Here is a 22,279-nt window from a genome sequence, read left to right as displayed (position 1 = left end):
TGTTTCACGCGCGCGGTCGCGACGGGTCGGTGATCCATCCTGACCATGACCCCGGATACAGAGCAGCGTCGATGCCCGCCAACTCGAGGGCGAGAATTTGGTGTGCGGCGGTCACCCCGGATCCGCAGTAGACGGCGACCTCTTTCCCCGCCGGCACAAGTCCACCAAATGTGCCATTGAGTACCTCCGGAGCCAGAAACTTTCCGTCCGAACCGACGTTGTCGGTCGTCGGCCGGTTGATCGCACCCGGGATGTGACCGGCCACGGGGTCCACCGGCTCCACCTCGCCGCGGAACCGTTCGGGTGCCCGCGCGTCGAGCAGCACGTTGTTCCGTGCGAAGTCCAGCACGTCGTCGACGTCGAGAACTCGTGCCAATGATGGGCGCGCGGTGAACGATCCGGCGGCGGCGATCGACGGTTCGGTGCCGACCGGGAATCCGGCGGCCACCCACTGAGCAAGTCCGCCGTCGAGGACGCGCACGTCCGCGTGCCCGAAGTAGCGCAACAGCCACCAGCCCCGCGCCGCAGCGGTCGCCGGTCCTCCGTCGTAGACCACGACCGCGGAATCGTCACTGACCCCTGCTCCGCGCATCGCCGCGACGAACGTGTCCGCGTCGGGCAACGGATGCCGGCCACGGTCATTCGGCGGTGCCGCCAGTTCGGTGCCGAGGTCTACGAATTGCGCAGTCGGGATGTGCCCCGCCTCGTAACGGGCTCTGTCGCTCCCGTTCTGGAGGGTCCACCGGATGTCGAGGACGACAGGGGGCCGTCCCATCTCGAAGAGATCGTGCAGTTCGGTGGCAGAGATCAGCGGCGAAGGGCTCATAAGGATTCGACGCTAACAGCCTCGCCCGGGGAATAGCTCGGTGTTGCATGAGGTTGTGCGCAGGCGTGACCGAAACTGCATCCACAACTCAGCATCTGTCCACCGCCGGGCTCTTCGAGCCGTTCGAGGTCAAGTCGCTGAAGCTGCGCAACCGCTTCGCCATGGCTCCGATGACGCGCGCCTTTTCTCCAGACGGCATCCCCGGCCCGGATGTCGCCGAGTACTACCGCAAGCGCGCCGCCGGCGGCACCGGTCTCATCATCACCGAGGGCACCTACATCCCCGACCCCGCCGCGGGTCCCCACACCCGTGTTCCACGGATCTACGGCGACGCCAGCCTGGAAGGCTGGAAGGGCGTCGTCGACGCGGTACACGCCGAGGGCAGCGCAATCATCCCGCAGCTGTGGCACCTCGGCGTCGAGCGTGGCACCGAGCCACGCCTGTTCCCCGACGTCACCACCGTCAGCCCGTCCGGCATTGCACTCGACGGTTCCTTGGTCGGCAGAGCCTTCACCGACGCCGACCTCGACGAACTAACCTCCCAGTGGGTACAAGCGGCGGTCAACGCGAAGAACACCGGCTTCGACGGCCTCGAACTGCACGGCGCTCACGGCTACCTTCTCGACGAGTTCCTCTGGGACACAACCAATGTGCGCGACGATCAGTTCGGCGGCTCACTCGAAGCCCGCACCCGTTTCCCAGCGCAGGTCGTTGCTGCGATTCGTGCAGCCGTCGGCGAGGACTTCGCCATCGTGTACCGATTCTCGCAGTGGAAGAGCAACCACTTCGACGCTCGGATCGCGCAGAACCCCGAGGAGCTCGGACGCGTCCTGACGCCCCTCGTCGACGCCGGTGTGGACGTGCTCCACGCCTCGACCCGCCGCCATTGGGATCCCGCGTTCCCCGAGCTGGACGGCCACGACGGCAAACTCGGCTTGGCCGGGTGGACACGCAAGCTGACCGGGGTTCCGACCATCACCGTCGGATCGGTCGGCCTCGATTCGGTGTTCACGTCGGCATGGTCGGAGGATGCCGCGTCGGGTGTGACCGGATTGGACGCTCTCGTCGGTCAATTCCAGGACGGCGAGTTCGATCTGGTGGCCGTCGGACGCGCGTTGCTGTCCGATCCCGAGTGGGTGAACAAGGTGGGCGACGGCCGCGTGGACGAGCGCATCGAATTCACGCGCGATCACATTCAGCACCTGGTCTGACACCCGGTCGGGCAATTCACATCGCAACCTGATTCGATTCGAGTGGGGCTCGACACTGTTGGTGTCGAGCCCCACGATCGTCGGCGTCGATAGTACTGCCACAACCGACCGATCGAGTTCCGTTGTGGCGATACGAGACTGGTACGGCGTTTCTCCCCCGAGCCCCGCTCCCGCGCGCCGAAGTCAGTCGCCTGCCGCCCGGGCACGGTGCCGTCGGGCCTTCATTTTGTTGCCGCACGTGGCCATCGAGCACCACCGCGCGGTGCCCGCACGCGAGCGATCCAGCAGAAACAAGCGGCACTCGTCGTTCGCACACGGGCGCAGTGCGCCAGGCAAACTCTCACGAATCCCCGCCCAGGCCAGCACAACCCGTGCGGCCAGTCGGCGATCCTCGGCCACCTGCAAAACCCAGTGAAGCGCGTCATCGGTCAGCACCGGCACCCGCGAGAGGTCGCGGAGATACCTGCTCAGCGACGACGGTGACGCCTCACTGCGCACCACCCGCTGGATGTCGTCACGCAGGTCGCGGCACACCCGAAGTTCTTCGGCGCTTCCGGTCCCACCGCGTGCACTGAGCCAGTCTCGGCCGTCCGCGTCATTCGCCAGCAGATCGATCGGCTGATCCTCGACCACCGGCGTGGTGTTGAGCAGGTCGATCAGCAGCGCTTCGTCGATCGCCCGCGCCTCCTCGGTGTTCATGTAACCACCATAGACCGATTGACAGGTTACGTCCACTGTGATTCTGTCATCGGAGTAACCACATCAACTACCCATAGGGGTTATTCATGGTCGCCGTTCATCACCACACCACTACCGTCGACGGACTCGAGGTCTTCTACCGCGAGGCCGGCAATCCGTCCGATCCCACTATCGTGCTGCTGCACGGAACACCCGCCAGCTCGTTCATGTTCCGCCATCTCATCCCGTTGTTGGGCAACAGCTTTCACGTGATCGCTCCCGACCTCATCGGCTTCGGATACTCGGCGGCTCCGTCCGTAGACGACTTCGATTACACCTTCGACAGCCTCACCGCCGTCACCGACCACCTCTTCGACCAACTGGGTATCGACCGGTACGCGATCTACACCCAGGACTACGGCGCACCCGTCGGGTGGCGCCTCGCCCTCGGTCATCCCGATCGCATCACCGCCATCGTCACTCAGAACGGCAACGCGTACGAGGAAGGGTTCGTGGACTCGTTCTGGGCACCGCTGTGGACCTACGCGCAGAACCGCACGCCGGAAAACGCTGCGCCGCTGCGCGATGCACTCGGACTGGACGCGGTCCGGTGGCAATACATTCACGGTGTCCCCGATCCGACCCTCGTGAGCCCCGACGCCTGGATCCACGACCACACGCTGCTCACCCGTCCCGGCACCGACGAGATCCAGCTGAGGCTCTTCGCGGACTATCCGTCGAACGTCCGCCTGTACCCCGCTGTGCACCGCTACTTCCGCGATTCACGTCCCCCGCTCCTCGCCGTCTGGGGCAAGAACGACGAGATCTTCGGACCCGACGGTGCCCGTGCGTTCCTACGCGATCTTCCCGACGCGAAAATTCATCTGCTGGACGGGGGCCACTTCCTCCTCGAAAGCCACCTCGACGAAGTAGCCTCCCTGATCACCGCCTTCCTGCACCGGTTCTCCGGGGCACGACAGGCAGCCTGATCGAAAACCTGCGCTCGATTCCGTGCCGTTACCTCGAATAGCCAAGTAGAACAACAGTATCCGAGAAAGGTCAGACGTCATGCGAGCAGCTGACGACCATGTCACGAGCCAGTGGCATCCGGGGGAAGAGACGATGCACCGTCTTCTACAGGTGCCCTACGAGGACAACCCCACTGCTCCAGGTCTGCCCGCCGCGTACGGACCCTGGATGAGTCGGAGCCCACTCGTGGCACTCGGAACAACCGGCGTCGACGACCGCGTGTGGACAACACTGCTCGGGGGCGCTCCTGGAACAGCAACCCCGGCCACGGACGGGGTCCTGCGGTTGAGGTTCCAGGCCCAGCTCGAACCTCACACCGCAGACCCGGTGCTCGAGGCTCTCTCACGCGACGACAAGCCGAACGGACGAGGAAGGCTGGTCTCAGGTCTCGCCATGGACCTGGAGCACCGAGGCCGGGTCAAGATCGCAGGACGGATGCTCGACGGCATCGTAGCGGAAAAGAGCACGAAGACAACAACTTCAGAGACGAACGGGCCCACCGACGTCCTGGCGAACATCGTGGTCGACGAAACCCTCGGAAACTGCCCCAAGTATCTGAACAAGCGGGCGATAACACCCTACGAAATGTCTCCGCAGTTGATCAGCGATTCACTCCCGCTACCAGCCGAGGCCCTCGCCATCATCGAAAGATCCGATACCTTCCTCATCTCCAGCCGACACGGTACCGACAGCATGGACACCAACATTCGCGGCGGGGCACCAGGATTCGTCCGGGTCTTCAGCAACTCCGACGCCGAGGGCGTGACCCTGGTGTATCCGGAGTACTCGGGGAACCGCCTCTACCAGACGTTGGGGAACATCACCTCCGACCGGGCAGTGGGAGTCACCTTTCCCGATTTCGACACCGGCGATGTTCTCTACCTTTCGGGAAGCGCGGAGGTACTGATCGGCCATGCTGCTGAAAGTGTTCTGCCCCATAGCAAAATGGCCGTGAGGATCGAAATCGAGGCGGTGCGCTTGGTGAGAAACGGCCTTGCGTTCAGAGGCGCGCTTCTCGAACCGTCCCCGTACAACCCTCCGGTCAGGAGATTGGCCCGCGAGGTCGGCGTCGCTGGCCAGCAGCCCAGACCGGCGGAGAGAACGCTTGCCTCGCTGATCCACAAGCTACCGATCACACCGACGATATCGCGGTACACGTTCCGACTGTCTCCGGGCGAATCGTCGACGCCGGTGCAGTGGCTCGCAGGGCAACACGTCACCCTCGACTTCTCAGCCCAACTCGATCGCGGCTGGTCACACATGCGCGACCACGACCCGAGCTCCCTCAACGACGACTTCATCAGAACGTTCACTGTATCGAGCGAACCGCATACGCTGGGCGGCAACCTATTCGAGATCACCGTCCGGGAGCACGGACCGGTCACCGGGCTGCTGTCGCGATGGACCCAGGGTTCGGACATGACTGTCACTGTCATGGGCTTCGGCGGCGAGGATGACACCCGATACGCCGACACCAAGTACGCCGACACCAAGCCGACTACCGACGACGTCGTGGTCGTGGCATCGGGGGTCGGGATCACCCCATTCGCGGCACAGGCGCACGCTGCCCACGAATCCGGACTCGCGCTGACCCTGCTCTGGAGTGTGCGCGCGGAGGACCTGCCTCTCGCCGTCGACGTCGTCGAGCGGGTCAGCCAGTTGGGGGTGGCAATCACGGTGTTCCTCACCGGACAGATGGACTCCGACAAGCTCGCCCAGCGTCGCATTCTCGAACAGCTCGGAGCCCGAACGCGCACCCGAAGGATGATCGAAGCCGACGTCGAAGCCGTGGGACGCGTTGGGCGACGACAGTTCTACGTCTGCGCTGCTCGGCCCCTGCACGAAGCAGTTCTGGAGTGGGTGGGCGATGAAGACGTCAGGTTCGAGGCGTTCGACTACTGAACTGTGTAGCTCGAACCCTGCATCTAGAACGGTGGTGCTGTCGTGTCGTCTGTCTCGGGCTGTTCGTTGCCAGGCGGGTTCGGTGGGTCTGGGTAGGCGATGATGCCGGATCGTCTGGGTTTGGTGGGGATGTGTGGTCTGAGGTCGTTGTCGAGGATGGGTACGGCTGTGCCGTTGGCGGGCAGGGTGATTCGGGTGGTCTTCGAGGTGGAGGTCCAGAGGATCGCGCCGCCCGGGAGCATGACGGCGCTCCAGTAGCCGGCGGTTTTGACGGTGTGGTGGAACTCGCAGAGGCATTGGAGGTTGTTGACGGTGGTCCAGCCGCCGCCGAGGGGGTTGTCATGGTCGAACGGGGTGATGTGGTCGAGTTGGCAGCGGTCGGCGGGTCGGTGGCAGCCGGGGAATCGGCAGTGGCGGTCGCGGAGCCGGACCGCTGCGGCGGTGAGGGTGTCGGGTCGGTAGACCAGCGCGCGGTCGGTCAGGGGGTCGCGTGCGACGGTCTTGCCGAGGGTGGGGTCGGCGGCGATCGCTGCTTCGAGAGCAGCGGCGAGGGAGGCGTTGCCGAGGTAAATACCTGAGGGTGTGCGGGCTGCGGGTGTCCGGCCTACTGCGTGGATCGTCCTGTCGTCGCGCGGGCCTGCGATGGGCAGGTCGAGGGCAGAGCTGTGCCGTGTGCCCTTGCCGACGGGGGTGTGGGTGCAGAACAGGGCAGCAGCGGAGGTCAGTGATTCCAGGCGATGCGGGTGCCGGTCGTCGCTGGCGGCAGTGGCAGCGGGTGCCGGGTCTGTTCCTGATGCCGGGCCTATTGGTGGTGCCTGGCCTGTTTCTGGTGCCGGGCCTTCAGCTGATTTCTGGTGGGAGGCTGCGGGGTCGGATGGTGTTGCAGACGAACGTGATTGCGCACAGCTCGATGCGGTATCAGGTGCCGGCGATGCCTGTTCCGGAGACAATCCTGAAGCTGGCGTGGCTTCCGAGGGAGCAGCTGCCTCGGGGTCGGTGGCCGACGGTGCGTCCGCTTGCCGGTCGGTCACCGGTGCACCTGCACATGTTGCTGCGTTCTTCTGGGCCCGATCGGCGGCACCCGTTTCGGGAATTGCCGACGGATCGGTCGCAGCACAGGTGTGGACTCCTCGTCCTCCTCGGACCCGCCAACCTCGCCGGTTACGCCATTCTTTTCGATCCCCTCGGACCCAACGGTCTCGGCCGTCTCGTCGACCGCATCTCCCGGCGTCTCCGGTGCATCTGCTGCGTCTACATCGACATCTACATCTGTGTTTGTGTCTGCATAGGCGTCCGTCCCAGCCCCCGCCTCGGATCCCGTTGCAGCCATGTCCGTCTCGCCGTCCCTGCGTCGTTCCCATTCCCCGGTCTCCTGGTTCTGCACCGCCAGACCGAGCTTCTCCGCGAGGGTGACGGCGTTGGTGAGCAGGACCTGCCATTGACTGTTACGCGCCAACTCCCGCGCGAGATCCGGGTCGATCGAGCCATGCCCGGCCAGGTATGCCGGGTTGGCGAGTAGTCCGATGAGGGTGGCGATGTCGACGGTGACCATCGTCAACGGCACCCGACGATCGGGCAACGCCGCATCGGCTTTCGGGCAGTCCTCGCGTTGGCACAGGCATGCCAGGCGGGGTTCACCGTGCATCCTCGCCATGAACGCATCGCACAGGCGATCTTGCTTACCGCGGGGGTCTTTCGGACACAGGGTGTCGGCCATCTCCTCGAGCAGCTGCCACGCGGCAGCGGCCTCGGGTGCAGTCAATTCCGCTCGGATCCGCGCCAACTCACCGGCCGGGTTGTAGGAGATGTGCCTGAATCGTTTCGCGAACTCGCGTAGTGCTGCCGCTTCCTCCGGGGCGACTCGCAGCAAGATGTCCCAGATTTCCGTCTCGAGTGGACCGGGCGAATTGCGGCGGGCGGATTCGACGATCTCGTCCTCGACCATGCGCACGATCTCGTCGGAGAGGTTGTCGAGGATCCGGCACACCGTCCGCACTCGCGGAAGATCGATCTCCCCGGCCTCGAATGCTGTCCGTACCAGGGGTAGTCGCGTGTGCAGGGCAACACCGACGGAGATGTACGATTCGGCGACCGTCGCCGAGCACCCCAACGCGGCCGCCATCTCGGTGCGGCCGTACCGGCTGTAGTGCTTGAACTTGGTGTCGTGGGTGATCCAGGTCCGGTGGACGTCGTAGCAGGCGGCGATCTTGCGGAACGCCTGACGATTTTCTGCCTGCGCGGCGGCGGTCAACGCCTCCAACGACACGATCGGTACTGCACCCATTTTTCACCCCCCGGTGAGCAACTCTTCAGAACATGCGTTCGAACTGAATGAAGACTATCTCGACCCACCGACAAGAACGCGCAAGCCGCAAAAAGGCCGGCTGGCCTGCCACTATTCGCCGAATCGTTCTACACTCCGACCCATGACCGAGCCCGACTCCACAGCGGCCGAGCTGGCCGCCTTGCGCGCCCAGGCAAGCGAAGGCGATCAGGATGCACTCGACCAGTTGGTCGAACTCGCAGGCTCTCGAAACGACCTCGACGAACTGCGCTACCTCGCCGACGCAGGCAGTACCGATGCCGTCGACATCCTCGTCGAACTTGCCGGAGAACGCGGTGATCGCGCCGAACTGCAGAGACTGGCGGAAGCAGGCAGCCAGGACGCCGCAGACATTCTGGACGAGCTCGACAGCTAGCCGGGGCTGGGCCGCTCCCCCAGTTGCACCGTGAGTCGGTGCGCCGCGTCGAGGAGCATCTTGCCCAGCTCCCGTCGTCGATCGTCGCGAAAACGCGTCTCGACACCCGTCAAACTCAGCGCCCACGCCGGCTTCTCGGCGCGATCGAACACGGCGGCACCGAGTCCCCAGCTACCCTCCACGAGCAGTGCCGGATTGACGGCAAATCCCGTGGTGCGGGTATGCGTTATCCGTCTGCGTATCTCCGCTGCGGAGTGACTCTCCCCCCACTCCGACACCAGGTCCACGCCATCGAGATACTCGTCGATCTCCCGATCCGGTAGATGCGCGAGAATGGCCAACCCTGCGGACGCCACTCCGAGCGGCAGCCGAATTCCCTCGTAGAGCACGTGCGAGCGCAGGGGAAAACTACCCTCCACTCGAAGTAAGCACACCGTCTCCGAACCCCGTCGAGCAGACAGGAAGGCACTCTCACCACTGTCGGTCGCCAACGCCTGCACCACCTTTCGCGCTTGGTCCGTGATGTCGTACCGCAGGGCCGCCATGGACCCCAGCAGGTAGATCTCCGGTCCCAGCGACCAGCGACCGGTACCGGCGTCGCGATCCACGAATCCCTGCTCGGCGAGTGTGGACAGCAAGCGGTGGGTGGTGGGCCGCGCGATGCCTGCCGCCCGCGCGAGGGCCGTGGTGGAGGCCCCGGACGGCTCCTCGGCTCCGGCTGCACGCAGCAACGAACAGATCTTTCCGATCACACTCGCGTTGGCTTCCGCTGACGTCACCCCAGGATCATACGTCCACTCAATGGACACCAACTGCAGAACTGTTCACCGAACGAGCAATCCGATCCATTCCTGCCACATCGAACTGCAGCTCAGGTTCACTGACAATCATCGTTTGCTCAACGAACACATCAGGAGTTCTTGTGACAGGAAAGACCTACGCGTCCGCTGCCGACGCGGTCGCGGACATCGGCCGTGGGGCGACCATCGCGGTCGGCGGCTTCGGGCTGTGCGGTATTCCGGACGCTCTCATCGAGGCCATCGCCAACACCGACGCCGACGAGCTCGAGGTGTTCTCCAACAACTGCGGCGTCGACGGCTACGGACTCGGAATCCTGTTGGCTGCCGGACGTATTCGCAGGGTCACCGCCTCGTACGTCGGAGAGAACAAGGAGTTCGCCCGGCAGTACCTCGCCGGCGAACTCGAGGTCGAACTGACCCCTCAGGGCACGCTCGCCGAACGACTTCGCGCCGGCGGCAACGGCGTTCCTGCATTCTTCACCCCCGCCGGGGTCGGCAGCCCCATCGCCGACGGCGGAATGCCGTGGCGCTACAACGTGGACGGTTCGGTGTCCATCGCATCGCCGCCCAAGGAAACTCGGGTGTTCGGCGACAAGCGCTACGTCCTCGAAGAGTCGATCAATGCCGACTTCGCGCTGGTGCACGCCGAAACTGGCGATACAGCAGGAAATCTCGTGTTCGACAAGACCGCGATGAACTTCAACCCCCTCGCCGCGATGGCCGGCAAGATCACCATCGCGCAGGTCGAGAATCTCGTGGAGCCGGGCGAAATCGACCCAGCCCACGTACATCTGCCCGGCGTGTTCGTTCAACGCGTCGTCCACACCGGCCCCCAGGACAAGCGCATCGAAAAGCGCACCGTCAGTTCAGGAGTTCGAGCATGAGTGCAGGATGGACCCGCGATCAGATGGCCGAACGCGCCGCGGCGGAGATGGTCGACGGCGAGTACGTCAACCTCGGTATCGGACTGCCGACGCTGATCCCGGGCTACCTGACCGATGACGTCAAGGTCACCCTGCACTCGGAGAACGGCATCCTGGGTACCGGGCCCTACCCCACCGAGGACAAGGTCGACGCCAATCTCATCAACGCGGGCAAGGAGACCGTCACCGTCAATCCCGGTGCCGCATACTTCGATTCGTCCCTGAGCTTCGGCATGATTCGCGGCGGCCACATCGATACCGCGGTACTCGGCGGCATGCAGGTCTCCCGCACCGGCGACCTCGCCAACTGGATGGTGCCCGGAAAGATGGTCAAGGGCATGGGCGGCGCGATGGACCTCGTACACGGTGCCAGGCGCGTCATCGTCGTCATGGAACACACCGACCGCGACGGCAATCCGAAGATCCTCGACGCGTGCACTCTGCCGCTGACCGGCCAAGGCGTGGTGGATCGCATCATCACCAACCTTGCCGTCATCGATGTGGTCGGCGATGGCACGCTCGAACTGGTGGAACTCGCACCGAGTGTGACCGCCGAGCAGGTCACCGCCGCAACGGGATCGACTCTGAAGCACTGATCGCCTGAAGCACCGATCGAACGAAGCACCGAGAGAACAACTGTGGGCCCGAACGTCCGAAGACGTTCGGGCCCACAGTGTTAGGAATTAGTCCGGAATCATGTCGAACGTGTCCGGGTTCGGTCCGTTACGTCCCTGCTCACCCTTGTCCAGAGCCGTGATGGCGTCGACATCGGCAGAGCTGAGCTCGAAGTCGAAGATCTCGAAGTTGGCCTTGACCCTCTCCGGCGTCACCGACTTCGGGAAGATGATGTTGCCGCGCTGAATGTGCCAGCGGAGCACCACCTGCGCGACGGATTTGCCTGCAGCGTCGGCGATTCGCTTCAGTTCCGCGTCGTCGAGGACGTTGCCCTGGGCGATCGGCGACCACGCCTCGGTGGGGATGGCGTGCTCGCGGCCGTAGGCCCACACGTCGTTGTTGACGAAGTACGGGTGCACCTCGATCTGGTTCACCGCGGGGACCGTATCGGTCTCCTCCGCCAGGCGATCGAGGTGGGCGGGCTGGAAGTTGGAGACACCGATGTTGCGGGCGCGGCCGTCGGCTGCGAACTCCTCCAACGTCTTCCACGTGGAGACGAAATCGCCGTCGTAACGGGTGGGGAGGGGCCAGTGGATGAGGAAAAGGTCGACGTAGTCGGTACCGAGGTCGCTGAGCGTCTTGTCGAATGCCGAGCGCGCGTCGTCGGGTCGATGGAAGCCGTTGTTGAGCTTGCTGGTGACGAAGACCGATTCGCGATCGAGTCCGGAGTTACGGATGCCCTCGCCGACCTGCTTCTCGTTGCCGTACATCTCGGCGGTGTCGATGTGCCGGTAGCCGATCTCGAGCGCCGTTTCCACGGCCTTCGCGGTCTTCTCCGGGTCGATCTGGAAGACACCGTAGCCGAGCTGGGGAATCTGCTTGCCGTTTCTGAGCGTGACGTTGGGTACCTGAGTCATATCGCCGGGGTGCCCGCCCACCGGCGCGTTCAAACCGGGTGAAATGATGCCTACGTGATAGTGCAGCGCTTCCGGCGCGTCGTCGACGGAGTTGCCGAGAAGTTCGGCCGGTCCACCTCCGCTCTGATCGCTCCCGAGCGCGATTTCGACCCCGCCCACCCGTGGTTCCTCACCGCGCCCGAGCGTGGCAACGACGACACCCGGATTTCGGCGTGGACCGAGGGCAACCGCGTCGAGAATCTGGTGCACGGCAAGACGTACTTCGCGGCGCTCGCCGGGGCCCTCGAACAGACCGAGCGCGACGATCTGGTGCTGTTCACCGATTGGCGCGGAGACCCGGAACAGCTGCTCACCGACGACGGTGTGACCGTCGAGGATGCCCTGGCCGCCGTCGCGCACCGCGGTGGCGTCGTCAAAGGCATGGTGTGGCGCTCCCACATGGAGACCCTGGGTTTCACCGGACCGAAGAACCGCAAGCTTGCGCTGCGGCTGGAGGAAGCGGGCGGCGAGGTCATTCTCGACCAGCGTGTGCTGGTGACCGGGAGCCACCACCAGAAGTTCGTCGTCATCCGGTACGGCAGGAAAAATCTGCCCGACGTCGCGTTCGTCGGAGGCATCGATCTGGCCCGTGCTCGACGCGACGATGCCGATCACTTCGGTGATCCTGTCTCTCGTCCCTTCCCGCCCGAGTACGGCGAGATTCCCGCCTGGCACGACGTGCAGGTGCAGATCGAGGGCCCGGCGGTACGAGACGTGGAAGACGTCTTTCGCGAACGCTGGGAAGATCCCGCGGCGCTCTCACGCCTACCGTGGCATGCGATACCCGACTTCCTGCGCGGAGTGACGCGTGAGCCGTCGGAACTCCCTCCTGCTGCGCCGGCTCCGGATCCGCAGGGCACGTGTTCGGTGCAGTTGTTACGCACCTATCCCCGCCGACGCCCCGCATACCCGTTCGCCACGAAGGGCGAGCGCAGCGCGGCCCGCGCGTACGCCAAAGCGCTCGACAGAGCCACCGAGCTGATCTACATAGAGGATCAGTACCTGTGGTCGGTCGACGTCGCTCGCGTGTTCGCCGCGGCACTGCGGCGCAAGCCTGACCTGCGGTTGGTGGTGGTGGTTCCCAAACACCTCGACGACGACAGCAACTTGACCATTCCTTCTGCGCTGCTGGGACACTCGGCCGCACTCGGTGTCATCCGCGCGGCCGGTGGTGATCGAGTACTGGTACTCGACATCGAAAACGACCGTGGCATACCGGTATACGTGCACTCGAAGGTCTGCATCATCGACGACGTGTGGACCGCGGTGGGATCGGACAACTTCAATCGCCGCTCCTGGACCCATGATTCGGAGCTGACCGCGGCCATCGTCGACGAGCAGCGTGACGATCGGGCACCCTTGGACCCGGCAGGCCTCGGCGACGGTGCCAGAACCCATGCACGCAACCTGAGACTCGAGCTGATTCGCGAGCACCTCGGACGGGCCGACGGCGACGACGCAGACCTCGTCGACCCGCAGCAGTTCTTCGATGTGATCGCGGCCAGCGCGACCGCTCTGGACAACTGGCATCGCAACCCGTCCGCGAAGTCCCGGCCCGTCGGCCGACTGCGCAAGCACGAGATCTCGGTGCCGCCCGTCTGGCAGCAGCGACTCGCAGCGCTCGCCTACCGGTTGTTCGTCGATCCCGACGGACGCCCGATCGGGATGCGCCTGCGTCGTCGATTCTGATGTGCTTGCCGTTTCGGACCTGACAAATCGGGCATTCGCCATCGGTGCCTTCTTCCTCTCGTACACCCACTGCCCTCGTCTTCGCACCGTCTCCGCTTCTGACGGTGACTCTCGACGCCGCCCCGAACGGCAGTACCGAACTGCACGTACACGCAGGTGGTCAGGGTCACTGGATCGCCCGGATGGCGTCGGTGCTCGGTCTCGATGTCACGCTCGCCGGAGTCTTCGGCGGCGAGATCGGCACGGTACTGCGCGGTATCGTCGAGAGTGAGGGCATCTCCGTCGTCTCCATCGATATCGGCCAGGAGAGTGGCTCCTACGTGCACGATCGACGCAGCGGCGAACGAGAGGTGCTGGCCACGGTGGATCCACCGCCGTTGGCCAGGCACGCGCTCGACGATCTGTTCGGCGCGGCGCTCGCCACCGGCGCCCGCAGCGACGTCGCCATCCTCGGCGGTCCGCATGCCGATGAGATCGTGCCGCCCGAGGTGTACGAGCGGCTGTGTGCAGACCTCCGTGCGCTCGACTTACCGGTGATCGCCGACCTGTCGGGACCGACGATGCAGGCCGCGATCTCCGGCGGACTCACGGTGCTCAAGGTCAGTCACGAGGATCTCATCGCCGACGGCGAAGCCGAATCCGAGGACCCCAAGCACCTGATCGATTCGATGAAGAAGATGCACGACGCCGGAGCGGAGGTCGTCGTGATCTCCCGGGCGGGAGATCCTGCGTTGGCATTGGTGGACGGAGACGTACTCGAGATCGTCACCCCGGGTCTGCGGATGGTCGACCATCACGGCGCAGGCGATTCGATGAGCGCCGGTATCGCCGCTGGAATTGCGCAGGGAATGTCGATGCCGGAGGCGCTACGACTGGGTGGAGGCGCAGGCACTGCCAACGTCACCCGCCGCGGACTGGGTAGTGGCCGAAAAGATCTGGTGCTCGGGCTGACCGAATCGGTGGACGTTCGCCCGTACGGCAAGGCGGGCAAGAAATGAGAGCCCTGATCACCAACGACGACGGCGTGCGAAGCGACGGCATCGCCCTGCTGGCACGAGTGGCCCTCGATGCCGGCCTCGACGTTGTGGTGGCCGCACCCCACGAGGAGCGCAGCGGCGCCAGCGCATCGTTGACGGGAATGGGCGTCGACGACCACCTCGGTATCGAAGTGACCGAGATCGAGGGGCTACCCGATGTGACGGCCTACGCGGTGCAGGCCTCGCCTGCCCTCATCGCGTTCGTCGCCACGAGAGGAGCGTTCGGCGACGCCCCGGACCTCGTGCTCTCCGGTATCAATCACGGCCCCAATACCGGTGCTGCCGTTCTGCATTCGGGAACGGTGGGCGCGGCGCTGACCGCCCTGACGCACGGGGTTCCTGCGATGGCGTTGTCCTCGCTTGCCACCCGGCCGTCGCACTGGGAGACCGCCGAACACGTCGCACATCTGGCCGTGACCTGGATGGTCACGCACCTGACCGTCGATGCCGTGGTCAACGTCAACATTCCCGACGTTCCCCTCGCCGACTTCGCCGGCATCGTCCCGGCGTCTCTGGCTCGCTACGGCGCGGTGCAGGCCGAAATAGGAGACCGTGGAGAGGATTTCGTCACCGTCCGGTTCGACGCGATCCACGCGGAGGACGACGACTCCGACGCCTCCTTGCTGGCCCGGAACTGGGCGACCGTCACCGCGCTGCGTCCCCCGAGCGAGGTGGAGAGCATCGATCTGTCGACGCTGCGTGAGTGAGTCTGCGGTTGGAGATCAGGAATTGTCGGTGGTCTCGGGCACACTGGAAACCATCACCGCACATGCCACGGACCTAGGGGGTCACCGCGTATGACGTTCCATTCGGTAGTTCCACCGTTTCTGCTCGAACGGCTCCAGGGAGCCGGTGCCCGCGCAACACTGCTGGCCGACCGCGAGATGCGGGCCGGACGAGAAGTCGTCCAGGCACGTACCGCCATCGCGCCGCGGACCGGCGGCACACTCGAACGCACCATCTCCGACGCGAAATCGACCCGCGACCTCCCGGGCCGGCAGGTTCGCGCCGAGGGTGAGGACCCCACCGGCGATGCCGCGACCGACGAGGCATACGACGGTCTCGGCGCGACCTACGCGTTCTTCCAGGAGGTCTACGGCTACTCGAGTCTCGACGGCAGCGGCCTGCCGCTCGATGCGACGGTGCACTACGGCCAGGACTACGACAACGCGTTCTGGGACGGCTCACGCATGGTGTTCGGCGACGGTGACGGCGAGGTGTTCGCGCGATTCACCGTCTCGGTCGGCGTCATCGCGCACGAGCTCGCACACGGGTTCACGCAGTACACCACTCCGCTCGAGTACAAGGACCAGGCCGGCGCACTGAACGAATCGGTCTCCGATGTGTTCGGCGCACTCGTGGAGCAGTACACCGCGAAGCAGAACGCCGAGGACGCGTCCTGGCTGATCGGTGAAGGTCTGTTCCTGCCTGCTGTGCAGGGAAAGGCTCTGCGCTCGCTGCTCGAGCCGGGCACCGCGTACGACGACGATGTGTTGGGCAAGGATCCGCAGCCTGCAAGTATGGACGACTTCGTCGTCACCACCGAGGACGACGGCGGGGTGCACATCAATTCTGGTATCCCCAACCGCGCGTTCGCCGTTGCAGCCACCACTTTGGGAGGTCCCGCCTGGGATCGCGTCGGGCAGGTCTGGTTCGACACGATGACCGTCGGCGGACTCGCGCCGACGGTGGACTTCGCCGGCTTTGCCGCCGCAACTCTCGCGGCGGCGAACAAGCGATTCGGGGCCGGTTCCGATGTTGCCGAGGCCGTGGCCACCGGTTGGTCTACCGTGGGAGTTCAGTCAACACGGGAGCCGAGCGACGATCGGGTGTGATCGAGGGGCATGAGCCTGCGCATCGAGGTATTGCGAACCGGCGGGATCGCCGGGATGTCCAAGCGCGGAGTGGTCGAGACCGACGAGCCGGAGTGGCAGTCGCTGGTCGAGGCTGCGCGCCCGTACCTCGCTGAGCCGCCCCCACCCGAGCCGGCCGAATCCCAGGCCCGCGACACCTTCGTGTGGAACGTGTCGGTGGGCGAGCAATCGTGCCGGGTCGGCGATTCGGCCCTGACCGGTCCCCTACGCGACCTCGCGGAGCGCACGCTCCGCGAGGGCCGCATCAGGTAAGCCTTGTAGTCGGGCCGTCAGGCCTTCCACTCCTCGCTGCGCTCTTCGGTTGCCTGGCTCAATGCCTCGATGGTGGCGTCGACTCCGAAGTCCTTGCCGTAGACCGGCGAACCCGGCTGCTGTCGCCACGATTCTTCGAGAGTTCCGGCATCGACCGGGTCGAAGCCGAGCTCGTCGATGACAGTGAACACGAACTTCTTCGAGTCGGCGTCGTTACCGGCGATCGGCAGCGCGATACGCCCGTCGGTCCCGGCCGGTACGCCCTTCTCGAGCAAGTGCTTGTACCAAATTCCGTTGAAGGCCTTGATCACCGGCTCACCGAGTTGTTGGGCCACCCAGACGCTTTCGGGGGTTCCGCCTTCGATCTCCTCGATGAGCCCGTCGCGCTGTTGCGGGTAGTAGTTGTTCGTTTCGATGATCGGCGCTCCGGCCTTGCGAGCACTGGTGATTCCCGGAGCGAGATCCGGAACGTTCTTCTGCGGGATACTCAGAATCACGAGGTCTGCATCCTCCGCGGCATCCGCGGCCCACACCGCGGTCGCTCCGGTTTCTGCCGCCAGGTCGGCGAGAGTCTCCGGATCACGCGAGTTGGAGAACCGAACCTCGTGACCGAGTGCTGCGAGTCGGCGCGTGAGCGTGCCACCGATCTGTCCACTTCCGATGATGCCAATTTTCATGTCCGGAACAAACGATCCAGGACGAGATCTATTCCCGTCAGGAACCGACAGAGACCTTCGTTCGAGGCCGCCCGAACTTCATGGCCTTGTCCACGAGCTTGCCGTACCGCAGAACCGGTAGGTCGCGGAAGTAGTTCATTCGCAGCTTCCACGGAGTTTCGCTGCCCTGCCTCGGGAAGTTGTCGACGGCGCGCAGCACGTAACCGGCGGCGAAGTCGAGGAACGGTTCTTCGTCGACGGAGGGATCGCGTTCGAGCTCGACGGTGCTGTACCCGTTCTCGTCCATGTGCGCGAGGAGTCGCATGACGTAGTTCGAGACCATGTCGGCCTTGAGCGTCCACGATGCATTGGTGTACCCGACGACGAAAGCGAAGTTGGGGATTCCGGTGAGCATCATGCCCTTGTAGGCCATCGTGCTGGGCAGATCCACGTCCTTGCCGTCGACCCGGAAGGTCGCGCCGCCGAGTGCGGACAAGTTCAATCCCGTTGCGGTGACGACGATATCGGCGTCGAGGTGCTGGCCGGACTTCAACTTCAGGCCGGTCTCGGTGAAGCTGTCGATGTGATCGGTGACGATCGAGACCTCGTCCTTACGGATCGAGCGGAACAGGTCGTTGTCGGGCACCAGGCACAAGCGCTGATCCCACGGGTTGTACGACGGCGTGAAGTGGGTGTCGAGGTCGTATCCCTTCGGCAGCCAACCCTCCTGCAGCTTCCGGATTCGCTTCTTCATGAATTCCGGGTACTTCTGACTCAAGGAGAAGATCAGCATGGCCATCGACACGTTCTTGAGCCGAGTCACGCTGTAGGCCAACTTCTTCGGCAGGCGCTTGCGCAGTGTCTGCGCGATCGGGTCCTTGGAGGGCAAAGACAGGATGTAGCTCGGCGAGCGCTGCAGCAGAGTCACATGCTCGGCCTCGCGGGCGAGGTTGGGTGCCAATGTAATTGCCGTTGCACCACTGCCGATGACGACGATCTTCTTGCCCGCGTAGTCCAGATCCTCCGGCCAGTGCTGCGGGTGGATCACCTGCCCACCGAAGTTCTCCTGGCCGACGAACTCGGGACTGAAGCCCTTGTCGTAGTTGTAGTAACCGCTGCAGGAGAACACGAACGACGCAGTGATCGTGACGGTCTCGTTGGTGTCACTACGCTGCGCGGTCACCGTCCAGAACTGCTGCTCGCTCGACCATTCGAGGGCAACGACCTTGTGGTGGTACCTGATGTGCTTGTCGACGCCGGCTTCTCGGGCAGTTTCGACGATGTAATTGCGAATGTCGGTGCCGTCGGCGATGGACTTCTCGCCCATCCACGGCTTGAAGCTGTACCCGAGGGTGTACATATCGGAATCCGAACGAATACCGGGGTAGCGGAACAGATCCCACGTGCCACCGATTGCCCCGCGGCTTTCCAGGATGGTGTACGTCTTCCCGGGCAGATCGTGCCCGAGGTGACGCGCGGCCCCGATCCCGGACAGGCCGGCACCGATGATGAGGACATCGACCTCGGGGGTAGTCAGTACGGCAGTCATATCGGCAATTCCTTCGGTGGGGGGTCAGCTGGTCTTGTTGCGTGCGCTCTCGGACCTACCGAGGCGCGCTACTTCTTCGTCCATCTTGGGCAGGATCGTCGGCACGTGCTCGAGCATGCTTCGATCACCGACACGTGAGGTGATGACGGCCTTGAACCAGGACGCGGCACCCACCCATCGCGGCACGTACACGCGACGCTTGCGCTTGGCCAGACCGTCGACGAACGCGTCGACGCACTGCTCGACGGTCATCGTCTTGCCCAGGGGGCCGGGCAGCACCGCGAGCAAATCCTGGAACGCCGTGAGATCGGATTTGGCGTCCTGCACCATCGGGGTGTCGATCCAGGCCATATGAGCCGAGCCGACATCGACTCCCCGGTAGTTCACTTCCAGCCGAAGCGCATTCGCGAAGTGTTCGGCCGCGGCCTTGCTCGCGTTGTAGGCCGCCAAGCCGGGGCACGGCGTGAACGCCGCGAGCGAGGAGACGACGAGGATGTAGCCGTTACGTTCGATCAACGACGGCAGGGCCGCGCGGACGGTGTTGAACACGCCCATCACGTTGATGTCCATGACGCGTTGGAACGTGGCCGGATCCACCTGCATGATCGATCCGTAGCTGGCGATTCCGGCGTTGGCGAGCACCAGATCGATGCCCCCGAAGGCCGCGATGCCGCCGTCGACCGCGCGCTGCATGTCGTCCAGATTTCGGACGTCGGCCACGAACGCCTCGGCCTTCAGCTGCGTCGCCAGCTCACGCAACGGGGCCTCGTCGACGTCGACGAGTACCAGCCGGGCACCCTTGCCTGCCAGGTCACGCGCGGTGGCGGCACCGATTCCCCGTGCTGCTCCGGTGATCAGAACCACCTTGTTTCGTAGCGTCGACGCCGCCATGTTCTCCCCCTCGATCCGAATGCTTGTCTGCCAACACTTTGCATCTGATACCGAGCGGTGTCAAGATCTGTGTGTGACCAACCATCACAGTGAAGTCGGCCGCACCTACCGAGGTGCCGATCCGCAGCAGCGGCAGCAGGAGCGTCGGATCCGCCTGCTCGACGCAGCCGTCGAGGTCTTCGGCACCACCGGATACCGGACGGCGACCGTGGAGAAGGTATGCACCGAGGCCGGGCTGACCAAGCGCTACTTCTACGAGTCCTTCACCAACAGCGAGGACTTGCTGATGGCCACGTACGCCCGGGCCACCGACGCGATGCGCGAGAGCATCCTGATCGGAGCAGCCGCAGAAACGGATTCCAGCGAACAGGTACTCCGAGGGGCCCTCACCGGCTTCTTCACGTTCGTCGCCGAGCAGCCCAAATCGGCTCGGATTGCCTTCGTCGAGATCCTCGGCGTATCGCCTACCGTCGACGCGCTGTACCGCAAAACCACCACCTCGTTTTCCACGACCGTGCTACAGGTGGCCGAGACCGTGGGGTCCAGCCGTGGCCTGGCCGGGCCGAACCGTCGGACCCTGGCGATGGGTCTGGTGGGCGCGGTCCTCACCATCGCTCAGCAGTGGCTGCTGTCCCCCGAACGAGAACCTCTCGATTCGGTGATTGCGAGTGCTCACACCATCCTGGCCGCGGTGGTGTTCGGACGCGTCGACGGCTGAGCAGTTGTCAGGCCCTGCTCTGCAGCGGCTCCACCGGCTCGTCGGCGGTGACGCGTTCACCGGATTTCACGACGACGACGCCGAGCAGAATCAGTGTGCCACCGGCCAATTGGATCGGGCCCGGTGCCTGGCCGAGCAACAGCCACGCGAACACCAGTGCCGCAACCACTTCCATCAAACCCATGAACGACGCCAGCCGCGAGCCGAGGCGTCGACCGGCGGCAATTCCGAGCACGTAGGCCAACGCGGCAGTCACCACACCGAGCCCAATGATCGGAACCCACCACGGGACAACAGCATCGACGAACGTGACGTCGGTCAGCGGGGCCGCGAACGGGACGATGCCGACCAGACCGGCGGCGAGCAGAATGAGTCCACCTGCGAGCAGACCGCCCCCGGCAAGCACGATCGGCGGCAAACCGTTGCTCTCGTCGGCGGAGAGCACCCAGTAGACGGCCGCTCCCGCCATCGCGCCGAGCGCCCACAGCACCCCGACGGTGTCGACGTCCGCGCCGGAGATCAGGTCGAGCACGAGGACCAGACCCATCGCGGCCAACAGCGCGCCTACCAAAGTCAGTCGGCCGGGACGCTGCTGGTGCCGAAACCACATCCAGCCGATGACGGCCACGGGCGAGGTGAATTCGATGAGCAGCGCCACGCCCACCTCCATGCGTCCGACGGCATTGAAGAAGGCGAGCTGGCAGCCGGCGACCGCAAATGCTCCGTACGCGGCGATCAACTTCCAGTTCTTGGCCAGCAAGCCCCATCGGCCGCGCAGTGCCAGGATCGACGGAATCAACAAGACGGCAGCAGCGAGCAGGATGCGCGCGGTCACCGCAGCGCCGGCAGTCCAGCCGGCGTCGAGGAGGCCGGTGGCCAGCGAGCCGGACAGGCCGAACGACGCGGCGGACGCCAACGCGAACACGAGACCGGACAGGCGCCTGGACCGCGCAGCAGCGGTGGTGGACGCGAGCTGCGCGTCTGCGTCATGAGTGAAAGCCGTCATGACATGTGACAGTAGGGGGCGGCTTGGTAAGGTGTCAATGTGCTTTTCGCTCATGACACCGAACTGTCGTTGCTGGCGGCCGTGGCGTTGGTCAATTCCGCGGAGGACCCGGACACGTTGACCACGCGCGAGGAACTGGCCGAGTTCTTCACCGAGCAGGGCTACTCCGGAAGATTCGACGGTGACGACGACGAGCTCGACGCGGTCAGAGCACTGCGGCCGACGCTGCGATCACTGCTCACCAGCAGCCGCGACGACGCCGTGGTCGAGGTCAACCGGCTACTGGCCGAGTCCTCCGCCTTGCCTCGACTGGTCCGGCACGACACTCTCGACTGGCACATCCACGCCGTCGCCGACGACAGTCCCCTAGGAACTCGCATCGTCGTCGAAACCGCGATGGCAATGATCGACGTCATCCGCGCCGACGAGCTGTCCCGCTTCGACGTCTGTGCCGATCCGGACTGCAACGGTTTGGTTCTCGACCTGTCCCGAAACCGCTCTCGACGGTTCTGCAGCACCACCTGCGGAAACCGCGCGGCCGTTGCTGCATACCGAGCACGTAAGGCCCAGTAACGGGTATCACTGGAGGACCGGCGGCATATTCGACCGACTTTCGGGTAATCCTGCGATCGAGCTGATCGAAAGGAACTACCCCCATGGTCGAGAAAAGGCCTCCCGTATCAAGCATGTCCAGAGCTGTCGTGAACATGCTGGCCGTCCTCATGATATTTGCCGGAATCGCCGCAGCCGGTGGATTGATCGCAGCACTCGCCGGCGGTTTCGAGGGCTGGGCGATCGTTGCCGGCATCGCTGTGATCGCGCTGTTCACCGGCGGCTTCTTCGCAGTTCGCGAAGGCGCGCGCCGTCGGGCTCTCGAGTCCAGCCAGGTGGTCTACGCCCCCGACAACACCGACCAACTGTTCGACGTCGACCCGACAACAGGTGAGCGCACTCCGCACCGGGAGTGA

The 22,279-nt window shown here is 64.7% G+C and carries 24 protein-coding genes; 14 read left to right on the top strand and 10 right to left on the bottom strand.

Annotated elements, in window-relative coordinates; genetic code table 11:
• Positions 1-4 precede the first annotated feature (4 nt).
• Complete coding sequence (locus tag AC5WEY_RS07630; RefSeq protein WP_495645335.1) at positions 5-826, bottom strand: sulfurtransferase; 822 nt, start codon at positions 824-826, stop codon at positions 5-7.
• 47 nt (positions 827-873) lie between these two features.
• On the opposite strand from AC5WEY_RS07630, the gene AC5WEY_RS07625 reads away from it, so the two are divergent.
• Positions 874-2,037: an NADH:flavin oxidoreductase gene (locus tag AC5WEY_RS07625; protein ID WP_495645334.1), complete on the top strand. Its 1,164-nt coding sequence runs from the start codon at positions 874-876 to the stop codon at positions 2,035-2,037.
• A gap of 183 nt (positions 2,038-2,220) precedes the next feature.
• Here the strand turns inward: AC5WEY_RS07625 and AC5WEY_RS07620 are convergent, their stop codons facing one another.
• Positions 2,221-2,736, bottom strand: a complete 516-nt coding sequence (locus AC5WEY_RS07620; RefSeq protein ID WP_495645333.1) for a CGNR zinc finger domain-containing protein — start codon at positions 2,734-2,736, stop codon at positions 2,221-2,223.
• 86 nt (positions 2,737-2,822) lie between these two features.
• Between AC5WEY_RS07620 and AC5WEY_RS07615 the strand changes: the two genes are divergently transcribed.
• Both AC5WEY_RS07615 and AC5WEY_RS07610 read left to right on the top strand, forming a co-directional pair.
• A complete protein-coding gene (locus tag AC5WEY_RS07615) occupies positions 2,823-3,704 on the top strand; it encodes an alpha/beta fold hydrolase (protein ID WP_495645332.1) in 882 nt (293 codons plus the stop codon).
• 79 nt (positions 3,705-3,783) lie between these two features.
• Complete coding sequence (locus AC5WEY_RS07610) at positions 3,784-5,646, top strand: hypothetical protein (protein ID WP_495645331.1); 1,863 nt, start codon at positions 3,784-3,786, stop codon at positions 5,644-5,646.
• A gap of 23 nt (positions 5,647-5,669) precedes the next feature.
• Here AC5WEY_RS07610 and AC5WEY_RS07605 read toward each other — a convergent pair whose 3' ends face one another.
• Both AC5WEY_RS07605 and AC5WEY_RS07600 read right to left on the bottom strand, forming a co-directional pair.
• On the bottom strand, positions 5,670-6,677 hold the full coding sequence (locus AC5WEY_RS07605) for an HNH endonuclease signature motif containing protein (protein WP_495645330.1): 1,008 nt from the start codon (positions 6,675-6,677) through the stop codon (positions 5,670-5,672).
• Positions 6,674-7,930 carry a DUF222 domain-containing protein gene (locus tag AC5WEY_RS07600; protein WP_495645329.1) on the bottom strand — a complete coding sequence of 419 codons (1,257 nt, stop codon included), beginning with the start codon at positions 7,928-7,930 and terminating at the stop codon, positions 6,674-6,676. The genes AC5WEY_RS07605 and AC5WEY_RS07600 overlap by 4 nt, the downstream gene beginning before the upstream one ends.
• A 142-nt stretch (positions 7,931-8,072) precedes the next feature.
• On the opposite strand from AC5WEY_RS07600, the gene AC5WEY_RS07595 reads away from it, so the two are divergent.
• Positions 8,073-8,345 (top strand): hypothetical protein, encoded by a 273-nt coding sequence (locus AC5WEY_RS07595; protein ID WP_495645328.1) that lies wholly within the window; start codon positions 8,073-8,075, stop codon positions 8,343-8,345.
• Here AC5WEY_RS07595 and AC5WEY_RS07590 read toward each other — a convergent pair.
• On the bottom strand, positions 8,342-9,124 hold the full coding sequence (locus AC5WEY_RS07590; protein ID WP_495645327.1) for an IclR family transcriptional regulator: 783 nt from the start codon (positions 9,122-9,124) through the stop codon (positions 8,342-8,344). The two genes, AC5WEY_RS07595 and AC5WEY_RS07590, sit on opposite strands and share 4 nt — an antisense overlap.
• A 143-nt stretch (positions 9,125-9,267) precedes the next feature.
• On the opposite strand from AC5WEY_RS07590, the gene AC5WEY_RS07585 reads away from it, so the two are divergent.
• Positions 9,268-10,029 carry a CoA transferase subunit A gene (locus tag AC5WEY_RS07585; protein ID WP_495645326.1) on the top strand — a complete coding sequence of 254 codons (762 nt, stop codon included), beginning with the start codon at positions 9,268-9,270 and terminating at the stop codon, positions 10,027-10,029.
• Entirely contained in the window at positions 10,026-10,664 is a 639-nt protein-coding gene (locus AC5WEY_RS07580) for a 3-oxoacid CoA-transferase subunit B (RefSeq protein ID WP_495645325.1), read from the top strand. The genes AC5WEY_RS07585 and AC5WEY_RS07580 overlap by 4 nt, the downstream gene beginning before the upstream one ends.
• Positions 10,665-10,751: 87 nt before the next feature.
• Here AC5WEY_RS07580 and AC5WEY_RS07575 read toward each other — a convergent pair whose 3' ends face one another.
• Entirely contained in the window at positions 10,752-11,600 is an 849-nt protein-coding gene (locus tag AC5WEY_RS07575; protein WP_057478104.1) for an aldo/keto reductase, read from the bottom strand.
• 54 nt (positions 11,601-11,654) lie between these two features.
• On the opposite strand from AC5WEY_RS07575, the gene AC5WEY_RS07570 reads away from it, so the two are divergent.
• From AC5WEY_RS07570 to AC5WEY_RS07550, 5 genes are all read left to right on the top strand, one after another.
• Positions 11,655-13,328, top strand: coding sequence for a phospholipase D family protein (locus tag AC5WEY_RS07570; RefSeq protein ID WP_495645324.1), 1,674 nt, complete (start codon positions 11,655-11,657; stop codon positions 13,326-13,328).
• A gap of 44 nt (positions 13,329-13,372) precedes the next feature.
• Complete coding sequence (locus tag AC5WEY_RS07565; protein WP_495645323.1) at positions 13,373-14,326, top strand: PfkB family carbohydrate kinase; 954 nt, start codon at positions 13,373-13,375, stop codon at positions 14,324-14,326.
• Positions 14,323-15,072 carry a 5'/3'-nucleotidase SurE gene (gene surE, locus AC5WEY_RS07560; RefSeq protein ID WP_057478092.1) on the top strand — a complete coding sequence of 250 codons (750 nt, stop codon included), beginning with the start codon at positions 14,323-14,325 and terminating at the stop codon, positions 15,070-15,072. The genes AC5WEY_RS07565 and surE overlap by 4 nt, the downstream gene beginning before the upstream one ends.
• Positions 15,073-15,162: 90 nt before the next feature.
• A complete protein-coding gene (locus AC5WEY_RS07555; protein WP_495645322.1) occupies positions 15,163-16,200 on the top strand; it encodes a M4 family metallopeptidase in 1,038 nt (345 codons plus the stop codon).
• Between the two features lie 9 nt (positions 16,201-16,209).
• On the top strand, positions 16,210-16,491 hold the full coding sequence (locus AC5WEY_RS07550; protein ID WP_057478090.1) for a protealysin inhibitor emfourin: 282 nt from the start codon (positions 16,210-16,212) through the stop codon (positions 16,489-16,491).
• Between the two features lie 17 nt (positions 16,492-16,508).
• Here the strand turns inward: AC5WEY_RS07550 and AC5WEY_RS07545 are convergent, their stop codons facing one another.
• Genes AC5WEY_RS07545 through AC5WEY_RS07535 form a run of 3 tightly spaced genes read right to left on the bottom strand, consistent with a single transcriptional unit; the run spans position 16,509 to position 19,587 of the window.
• The gene (locus AC5WEY_RS07545) at positions 16,509-17,219 is read right to left on the bottom strand and encodes an NADPH-dependent F420 reductase (RefSeq protein WP_495645554.1); all 711 of its coding nucleotides are present in this window, start codon (positions 17,217-17,219) and stop codon (positions 16,509-16,511) included.
• Positions 17,206-18,696 (bottom strand): flavin-containing monooxygenase, encoded by a 1,491-nt coding sequence (locus AC5WEY_RS07540; protein WP_495645321.1) that lies wholly within the window; start codon positions 18,694-18,696, stop codon positions 17,206-17,208. The genes AC5WEY_RS07545 and AC5WEY_RS07540 overlap by 14 nt, the downstream gene beginning before the upstream one ends.
• A gap of 24 nt (positions 18,697-18,720) precedes the next feature.
• Complete coding sequence (locus AC5WEY_RS07535; protein ID WP_495645320.1) at positions 18,721-19,587, bottom strand: SDR family oxidoreductase; 867 nt, start codon at positions 19,585-19,587, stop codon at positions 18,721-18,723.
• Between the two features lie 73 nt (positions 19,588-19,660).
• Between AC5WEY_RS07535 and AC5WEY_RS07530 the strand changes: the two genes are divergently transcribed.
• Positions 19,661-20,305: a TetR/AcrR family transcriptional regulator gene (locus AC5WEY_RS07530; RefSeq protein WP_057478086.1), complete on the top strand. Its 645-nt coding sequence runs from the start codon at positions 19,661-19,663 to the stop codon at positions 20,303-20,305.
• A gap of 7 nt (positions 20,306-20,312) precedes the next feature.
• Here the strand turns inward: AC5WEY_RS07530 and AC5WEY_RS07525 are convergent, their stop codons facing one another.
• Entirely contained in the window at positions 20,313-21,311 is a 999-nt protein-coding gene (locus AC5WEY_RS07525) for an EamA family transporter (protein ID WP_495645319.1), read from the bottom strand.
• Positions 21,312-21,350: 39 nt separating this feature from the next.
• Between AC5WEY_RS07525 and AC5WEY_RS07520 the strand changes: the two genes are divergently transcribed.
• Positions 21,351-21,884 (top strand): CGNR zinc finger domain-containing protein, encoded by a 534-nt coding sequence (locus AC5WEY_RS07520; protein ID WP_057478084.1) that lies wholly within the window; start codon positions 21,351-21,353, stop codon positions 21,882-21,884.
• A gap of 113 nt (positions 21,885-21,997) precedes the next feature.
• Positions 21,998-22,279, top strand: coding sequence for a hypothetical protein (locus tag AC5WEY_RS07515; RefSeq protein WP_495645318.1), 282 nt, complete (start codon positions 21,998-22,000; stop codon positions 22,277-22,279).

The organism is Rhodococcoides sp. S146-33 (assembly GCF_059489205.1).
This window is presented reverse-complemented; position numbering and strand designations above follow the sequence as displayed.

Coding starts and splice junctions, on each gene's coding strand:
- AC5WEY_RS07630 (WP_495645335.1), bottom strand. CDS start 826: ATGAGCCCTTCGCCGCTGATCTCTGCCACCGAACTGCACGATCTCTTC.
- AC5WEY_RS07625 (WP_495645334.1), top strand. CDS start 874: ATGAGGTTGTGCGCAGGCGTGACCGAAACTGCATCCACAACTCAGCAT.
- AC5WEY_RS07620 (WP_495645333.1), bottom strand. CDS start 2,736: ATGAACACCGAGGAGGCGCGGGCGATCGACGAAGCGCTGCTGATCGAC.
- AC5WEY_RS07615 (WP_495645332.1), top strand. CDS start 2,823: ATGGTCGCCGTTCATCACCACACCACTACCGTCGACGGACTCGAGGTC.
- AC5WEY_RS07610 (WP_495645331.1), top strand. CDS start 3,784: ATGCGAGCAGCTGACGACCATGTCACGAGCCAGTGGCATCCGGGGGAA.
- AC5WEY_RS07600 (WP_495645329.1), bottom strand. CDS start 7,930: ATGGGTGCAGTACCGATCGTGTCGTTGGAGGCGTTGACCGCCGCCGCG.
- AC5WEY_RS07595 (WP_495645328.1), top strand. CDS start 8,073: ATGACCGAGCCCGACTCCACAGCGGCCGAGCTGGCCGCCTTGCGCGCC.
- AC5WEY_RS07580 (WP_495645325.1), top strand. CDS start 10,026: ATGAGTGCAGGATGGACCCGCGATCAGATGGCCGAACGCGCCGCGGCG.
- AC5WEY_RS07575 (WP_057478104.1), bottom strand. CDS start 11,600: ATGACTCAGGTACCCAACGTCACGCTCAGAAACGGCAAGCAGATTCCC.
- surE (WP_057478092.1), top strand. CDS start 14,323: ATGAGAGCCCTGATCACCAACGACGACGGCGTGCGAAGCGACGGCATC.
- AC5WEY_RS07555 (WP_495645322.1), top strand. CDS start 15,163: ATGACGTTCCATTCGGTAGTTCCACCGTTTCTGCTCGAACGGCTCCAG.
- AC5WEY_RS07550 (WP_057478090.1), top strand. CDS start 16,210: ATGAGCCTGCGCATCGAGGTATTGCGAACCGGCGGGATCGCCGGGATG.
- AC5WEY_RS07540 (WP_495645321.1), bottom strand. CDS start 18,696: ATGACTGCCGTACTGACTACCCCCGAGGTCGATGTCCTCATCATCGGT.
- AC5WEY_RS07535 (WP_495645320.1), bottom strand. CDS start 19,587: ATGGCGGCGTCGACGCTACGAAACAAGGTGGTTCTGATCACCGGAGCA.
- AC5WEY_RS07525 (WP_495645319.1), bottom strand. CDS start 21,311: ATGACGGCTTTCACTCATGACGCAGACGCGCAGCTCGCGTCCACCACC.
- AC5WEY_RS07515 (WP_495645318.1), top strand. CDS start 21,998: ATGTCCAGAGCTGTCGTGAACATGCTGGCCGTCCTCATGATATTTGCC.